Annotated in this window: 7 protein-coding genes, 1 pseudogene and 1 riboswitch; of the genes and pseudogenes, 4 read left to right on the top strand and 4 right to left on the bottom strand. The window is 67.8% G+C overall.

The window, feature by feature from the left end:
- Positions 1–65: 65 nt before the first annotated feature.
- Together gcvT and ACH107_RS28680 are read right to left on the bottom strand one after the other, a co-directional pair.
- Positions 66–884 (bottom strand): annotated as a pseudogene (gene gcvT, locus ACH107_RS28685) (glycine cleavage system aminomethyltransferase GcvT); the annotation flags it as partial.
- 159 nt (positions 885–1043) lie between these two features.
- A riboswitch (glycine riboswitch) is annotated at positions 1044–1132 on the bottom strand.
- A 30-nt stretch (positions 1133–1162) separates the two neighbouring features.
- Positions 1163–1615: an RrF2 family transcriptional regulator gene (locus ACH107_RS28680; protein WP_412509144.1), complete on the bottom strand. Its 453-nt coding sequence runs from the start codon at positions 1613–1615 to the stop codon at positions 1163–1165.
- A gap of 92 nt (positions 1616–1707) precedes the next feature.
- Here ACH107_RS28680 and ACH107_RS28675 point away from each other — a divergent pair, with 92 nt between their 5' ends.
- Entirely contained in the window at positions 1708–2295 is a 588-nt protein-coding gene (locus ACH107_RS28675) for a gamma-glutamylcyclotransferase family protein (RefSeq protein ID WP_412509143.1), read from the top strand.
- A 97-nt stretch (positions 2296–2392) separates the two neighbouring features.
- Here the strand turns inward: ACH107_RS28675 and gltX are convergent, their stop codons facing one another.
- Positions 2393–3718: a glutamate--tRNA ligase gene (gene gltX, locus ACH107_RS28670; RefSeq protein WP_412509142.1), complete on the bottom strand. Its 1326-nt coding sequence runs from the start codon at positions 3716–3718 to the stop codon at positions 2393–2395.
- 168 nt (positions 3719–3886) lie between these two features.
- On the opposite strand from gltX, the gene ACH107_RS28665 reads away from it, so the two are divergent.
- From ACH107_RS28665 to ACH107_RS28655, 3 genes are all read left to right on the top strand, one after another.
- On the top strand, positions 3887–4807 hold the full coding sequence (locus tag ACH107_RS28665; RefSeq protein ID WP_412509141.1) for an MBL fold metallo-hydrolase: 921 nt from the start codon (positions 3887–3889) through the stop codon (positions 4805–4807).
- Positions 4808–4866: 59 nt separating this feature from the next.
- Positions 4867–5259, top strand: coding sequence for a metallopeptidase family protein (locus tag ACH107_RS28660; protein ID WP_412509140.1), 393 nt, complete (start codon positions 4867–4869; stop codon positions 5257–5259).
- Between the two features lie 179 nt (positions 5260–5438).
- Positions 5439–5921 carry a fasciclin domain-containing protein gene (locus tag ACH107_RS28655; RefSeq protein ID WP_412509139.1) on the top strand — a complete coding sequence of 161 codons (483 nt, stop codon included), beginning with the start codon at positions 5439–5441 and terminating at the stop codon, positions 5919–5921.
- 79 nt (positions 5922–6000) lie between these two features.
- Here the strand turns inward: ACH107_RS28655 and ACH107_RS28650 are convergent, their stop codons facing one another.
- Positions 6001–6621, bottom strand: a complete 621-nt coding sequence (locus ACH107_RS28650) for a class I SAM-dependent DNA methyltransferase (protein WP_412509138.1) — start codon at positions 6619–6621, stop codon at positions 6001–6003.
- Between the last annotated feature and the right edge of the window lie 154 nt (positions 6622–6775).

The following is a 6775-nucleotide window of genomic DNA, read 5'->3' as shown; positions in this document are numbered from 1 at the left end:
GCGTGGCCCCGGCGGGCGCCGAGATTTCCACCCGCCCTTTCCAGCTGGTGACCGGCCGGGTCTGGCGGGGCACGGCCTTTGCGCTCACCGCCCCGGCGGCGCACCTTCTGGATGGCCCAGCCCAGCGCGGCTTCCACCGGGCTCGTCGTTTCGTCGATATCGTGGCCGTAAAGGCACAGCCCGGCTTCCAGCCGCAGGCTGTCCCGCGCGCCCAGCCCGATCGGCGCCACCGCCTCGTGGGCCAGCAGCGCGCGCGCCAGCGCCTCGGCGCTGGCAGCGGGCACGGAAATCTCGTAACCGTCCTCGCCGGTATATCCCGACCGCGAGATCCACAGCTCGCCATGGTCGCTGTCCAAAACGCCGACATCCATGAACCGCATCCGGGCCACGCCCGGCACCATGCCCGCCAGCACGGCTTCGGCCGCGGGGCCCTGCAGCGCCAGCAACGCGCGGTCGGTGACCTCGTGCACCGCGCATCCGGGCAGCCCCGCGCGCATGTGCGCGATGTCGTCGGCCTTGCACGCGGCGTTGACGACGACGAACAGGTGATCGCCGCGGTTGGCCAACATCAGGTCGTCGAGAATGCCGCCCGCCTCGTCGGTAAAAAATCCGTAGCGTTGGCGGTTCTCGCCAAGTCCCAGCAAGCTCACCGGGACAAGCCCTTCCATCGCGCCCGCGGCCGCCGCGTACCCGGCGTCGTGCCGCACGATGACCTGTCCCATGTGGCTCACGTCGAACAGGCCGGCCGCCGCGCGGCAATGCAGGTGTTCCTTCATCACGCCCGGCCCGAACTGCACCGGCATCTCGTAGCCGGCAAAGGGCACCATCTTGCCCCCCAGTTCCCTGTGCAGGGCATTGAGCGGCGTCTGACGCAACTCGCTCATGCGCTTACTCCCTCGTCAGAGGCCGGCTCTGTCCGTTGACTCAGTCCGGCACCGTTGTGACCGCGCCCATGCGCGACCCCGATGCCCCCTCTGTCCTTCTGCCTGAGATCGCTATCCCTTCGGCGTCCCGGTCGGTGCCGGGATCTCTCCAGAGTGTTCTCGATCGGATCGGTCCCAACGGCCTGAGAGTTTCCGGGGCGGTTGCTCCTTCGGCACCGGCGCGCTGCCGGTTCTCCCGTTCCGATACGGGTACACGCTAGTATACCATTCCGCGCGCTTCAACCCGGTTTCGCGCAGGGCTCCGGCGAAAACAGCGCAAGCAGCGCGTCGTTGCCGCAGACAAGCGCGTCAAGCGTGACGTCGTCAAGATGCGCGTAGAACGACTCGGCTGCATCCGCCAGCGCGATGCGCAGGCGGCAGGCATCGACCAGCGGGCAGGTATTGTCCACGTCGGCAAAGCATTCGGCCAGCCGGGTGCCCTGCTCCAGTTGGCGGAAGACGTCCCCGATGACGATGTCGCGCATCGGGCGGGCCAGCGTGATACCCCCGCTGCGCCCCCGCTGGGTGTGCACGAAGCCGATCTGCGCCAGCCGGTTGATGACCTGCGCGAGGTGGCTCTCAGAGGCGTTGCAGCGCGCCGCGATCTCGGATTTCGTGACCAGCCGGCTTTCGTTCGCGCCGCAGAACATCAGCACGCGAATCGCGATATTGGTGCGTTTCGTGATCCGCATGATCCTCGGGCCCTCCAGCTTGAATTCGCGGCATCCTGCCGCCACAGTGGCGCCGCGGACATGATTCAGATCAAGCGGGCGGCAGAACATACATGAGCCATGCATATTTTTTCGGTTATGGCAGCCTCGTCAATCGCGGCACCCACGATTTCGCGCAGGCGCACAGGGCGCAGCTTCGCGGGTGGCGGCGGGTGTGGCGGCGGACGTCACTGCGGCCCGCAGCCTACCTGACGGTCGTTCCAGACCCGGCGGCCGAGATCGACGGGCTGATCGCCGAGGTGCCGGATGGCGACTGGCCCGCGCTTGACGCGCGCGAAAGCGCCTATGACCGGGTGTCGGCCGCCCACCAGGTCCGGCATCCGCTTTCGCACAGCCCCCGGATCGCGGTCTATTCCATCCCCGAAACCCGCCACGGCGCCCCGTCCCGGTCATGCCCGGTGCTGCTCAGCTACATCGACGTGGTGGTCCAGGGATACCTGCGCGAATTCGGCGAGGACGGCGCGCACCGCTTCTTCGACACGACACATGGCTGGGATGACATGCCGGTCCTGCAGGACAGGGCCGCCCCCGTCTATCCGCGCCACCGGCAACTGTCAGCAGACGAACGCGCCCTTGTCGATGATCGGCTCGCGGCGCTCGGCGTGCGGTACGTCGCGGCCGATACGGCGCGCAACGGTTGATGTGCCCGATACGACGCGCCACAGGTAATGTGCCCGATACAGCGTGTAACGGTTGATGTGCCCGGTACCGCGCGCGACGCCTGACAGGCCCGGCGCGTCAGTCCTTCGCCCGGATCCGCTGCAACAGCGGCAAGAGCTGTGCCATGTCCGGCCCGTGGCTCTGCCCCGTGAGCGCCTTGCGCAGCGGCATGAACAATGCCCGGCCCTTGCGGCCCGTCGCCTCCTTCACGGCCGAGGTCCAGCGGCCCCAAGTCTCGCCGTCGAACGGGCCCTCGGGCATCAGCGCCATCGCCTCGGCAACGAAGTCGCGGTCCTCCGCGTCGATGACCGGCTCCGCGCCGTCGCGGCACATCGCCCACCATGCGGGCAGGTCGTTCAACGTGGTGATGTTGTCGCGCGTGACCGCCCAGAACCGCTCGGCCAGATCGTCGGGCACGCCAAGCGCCGCGATCTCGTCCGCCACGGCCTCGTAGGGCATCGCGTGCAGATAGCGCGCCGTCATCGGGAACAGGTCGTTCACGTCGAACTTCGTGGGCGCGGCGCCGAACCGGGTGATGTCGAACCCCTCGATCAGGCCTTCCATGTCCTCCCGCAGCTCCACCGGGTCCGACGACCCGAGCCGCGCCATCAACGACAGCAGCGCCATCGGCTGCACGCCCTGTTCGCGCAGGTCCCGCAGGCTCAGCGTGCCCAGCCGCTTGGACAGGCTTTCGCCCTGCGGCCCGGTCAGCAGCGAATGATGGGCGAATTGCGGCACCGTGCCGCCCAGCGCCTCGATGATCTGGATCTGGGTCGCGGTGTTCGTCACGTGATCGCTGCCGCGCACCACGTCCGTCACCCCCATTTCCGTGTCGTCCACGACCGAGGCCAGCGTGTAAAGCACCTGACCGTCACCCCGGATCAGCACCGGGTCGCTGACGCTGGCCGCGTCGATGGAGGTCGGGCCGAGAATGCCGTCGTCCCACTCGATGCGTTCGTGTTCCAGCTTGAAGCGCCAGACGCCGCCGCCCCGCTCCGCGCGCAGCGCCGCCTTTTCGTCCTCCGAAAGGTCCAGCGCGGCACGGTCATAGACGGGCGGCCGCCCCATGTTGAGCTGCTTCTTGCGCTTGAGATCCAGTTCGGTCGGCGTCTCGAACGCCTCGTAGAAACGGCCCATCTCGCGCAGCCTGTCGGCAGCCGCCGCGTAGCGGTCCAGCCGCTGCGATTGCCGTTCAACCCGGTCCCAGTGCAGCCCGAGCCAGTCGAGATCCGTCTTGATCGCGTCCACGTATTCTTCCTTCGACCGCCCCGGGTCGGTGTCGTCGATCCGCAGGATGAACGTGCCGCCTGCCTTGCGCGCGATGAGGTAGTTCATCAACGCGGTGCGCAGGTTGCCCACGTGGATCAGGCCGGTGGGCGACGGGGCGAAACGTGTGGTGGTCATCTGGCATCTCCTAGGTCCGCCGCGGCTTTGTCACAGGCCGGCGCATTTGTCCAGATCAGCCCGGGCGTGCCTGCCTGAGCGGCAGGCGATCAACTTGCCGTTATCGGAAAGTCACCGGCCCGGTTCCGCGCTACATTCTCCCGCGCAACGTAACGAAGGGAGGCACCAATGTCCGATACATCCGTAACACGGCGCAGCATGCTGGCCGGCGCCGCCACCCTGCCGCTGGCCGGCGCGGCAACTCGCGCGCGGGCGGGCGCCCCGATGATGGGGCCGTCCATGCCGCCCTACACCCGCGTCACCCTCGGCGGGTTCGAGGTCACGACCCTGCTGGCCGCCACGATGACCCGGCCGGACCCGCATTCTATCTTCGGCCTGAACGTGAGCGCCGACGAATTCGCCGCGGTGTCCGAGGCGGCCAACATCCCCACGGACGCCGCGCAGTTCTTCTTCACCCCGACCGTCGTCAACACCGGCAGCGAACTGGTGCTGTTCGACACCGGGCTCAACCCCGACGGCATCACGAAGGCGCTGAACGCCGCCGGCTACGTTCCCGACCAGGTGGATACGGTCGTCATCACCCACATGCACGGCGATCATATCGGCGGGCTGACGGGCGACGGCGGCCCGACCTTCCCAAATGCCCGCCACGTAACAGGCGCGGTGGAATTCGACGCGTGGGCGGCCATGGGCAATGACACCTTCGAGGCCAAGATGCGCCCGCTGGCCGAGCGGACGACGATGATCGACCCCGGCTCTGACGTCGCCCCGGGCATCACCGCGGTCGCGGCGTTCGGGCACACGCCGGGCCACATGGCCTACAGGCTTGAAAGCGACGGCAAGCAGATGCTGCTGGCGGCGGATTTCGCCAACCACTACGTGTGGTCGCTGGGCCACCCGGACTGGGACGTGAAGTTCGACATGGACAAGACCGCGGCCGCCGAAACCCGCCGGCGCCTGCTGGACATGCTCGCGGCCGAGAAAATGCCCTTCGTCGGCTATCACATGCCGTGGCCCGCCATGGGCTACGCCGAGACGCAGGGCGACGGCTACCGCTACGTGCCCACCAGCTACCAGTTGATGCTCTAGGCGCGCGGGCGCCGCGCGCGGCCCCTTGCATCGGCGGCGCGCGGCGGCATAACGGGGGCATGAGCCACGCCCACAGCCTCGCCCGGATGGAAGAGATCGCCCGCGAAACCGTCGCGGGCTTCCCCGCGGCATTCCGCGACGCCGCCCGTGCCGTCGCGATCCATGTCACGGACTGGCCCGACGCTGCCATGCTGCACGACCTCGGCATGAGCGACCCGCATGACCTCACCGGGCTCTATGACGGCATCCCCACCACGCACAAATCCGTCTTCGATCAGCCGCAGGGCCCCGACACGGTCTGGCTTTTCCGCCAGCCCATCCTTGCCGAATGGCGCGCACGCGGGGACGTGGCGTTCGATGATCTTGTCGCGCATGTCACGGTGCACGAATTCGCCCACCATTTCGGCTGGTCGGATGCCGATATCGCCCGGATCGACCGCTGGTGGGACTGACCGCGCCGGCCCGTCATCAACAAATCGTTATTTGATATCCGGGGAAACGGTGGCTTAGCGCGCGCGCCGCCGCGGTCAAACACCATCGGCGGAAACCCCCGGTCATCCGCATCCCTGCCTCCCCGCGTAATCCGATCAATGCCACGGACGGCATTCAAACGGAACCCAAGGAGGATCAAATGCTTCGCAGAACTTTCATGTCCCTGACGACCGCCGCCATGCTCGCGACCCCGGCGATGGCCGACAACCATTCCAAGGACATCGTCGACACCGCCGTCGAGGCGGGCAACTTCGAAACGCTCGTCGCCGCGGTGAAGGCCGCCGGGCTGGTCGACACGCTCAAGGGCGACGGCCCCTTTACCGTCTTCGCCCCCACCGACGCGGCCTTCGCGGCGCTGCCGGATGGCACGGTCGAAACGTTGCTGAAACCGGAAAACAAGGACAAGCTCACCTCGATCCTGACCTACCACGTCGTGCCGGGGGCGGTGATGTCCGGTGATCTGTCCAACGGCATGATGGCCGCCACGGTGGAAGGCTCGGACGTCACCATCATGACCGAAGACGGCGTGACGGTGGACGGCGCCAACGTGACGACCGCCGATATCGAGGCGTCGAACGGCGTCATCCACGTGATCGACGCGGTGATCATGCCCGAGGGCTGACACCGCGCCACGACCAATCCGCATATGGGCCCCGCCGCACACCGGCGGGGCCTTTTTCACGCCCAGCGCGGGCGCGGCATCAGCGGCGGCGGACCACCCAGACGCGCGCGCGCAACCCGATCTCGGGCAGGTGCGGACCGTCCTCGGCGGCCAGTTTCTCGATCTTGCCGGCCGCGATGGCCTCGGTCAGCCGGCCCTCGAATTGCGGGTCCTCCAGCGTGTGCTCGTTGAGCGAAACGACGAAGACGCCGCCCGGCTCCAGCGCGGAAATGGCCACGTCGATGTTTTCCGCCGGGGCAGCCCCGGCCCCGATCGCGCCCACCGCGGTGATCGCGCCATAGGTGCGCCCGCCCGTGTCCAGCAGGCTGTCCGGCGCGGCAAGGTAGAGATCGCGATAGACCCCCCGTTCACGCGCCTTGGCCAGCATCCCGTCCGAGATGTCGGATCCGTCGATCACCTCGAACCCGGCGCGATGCAATGCCTCGCCGGATATCCCGGTGCCACAGGCGAAATCGAGCACCGGTGCGCGCCTGTCCGCGCCCGCGTCGGCCAGCGCCGCGGCGCAACGATCGGGTGTGCGGTAATTGTTGTCGCGCAGATCGGCATCGTAGCTGTCGGCCCAGTCGTCGTAGTAGCGGCGCATCTCTTCGCCGCCCTCTGCCGAGTAGACGTTTTCAAGAAACTCGCTCGTTCTGGCCATGTGGATCTCCCGTCATTGCGTTGCCGCCTGCCTAACAACCGGGCCGGAAATGTTCAACAACGACACTTTCGAGACAAAAAAGACATGCGCCCACCGCGCGGATCGTCCCCGGCCGCGCAGGGCGGCGATCACCCGCCGCGGCGCCGCGGCAGGT

The organism is Roseovarius halophilus (ex Wu et al. 2025), from assembly GCF_047086965.1.
This window is presented reverse-complemented; position numbering and strand designations above follow the sequence as displayed.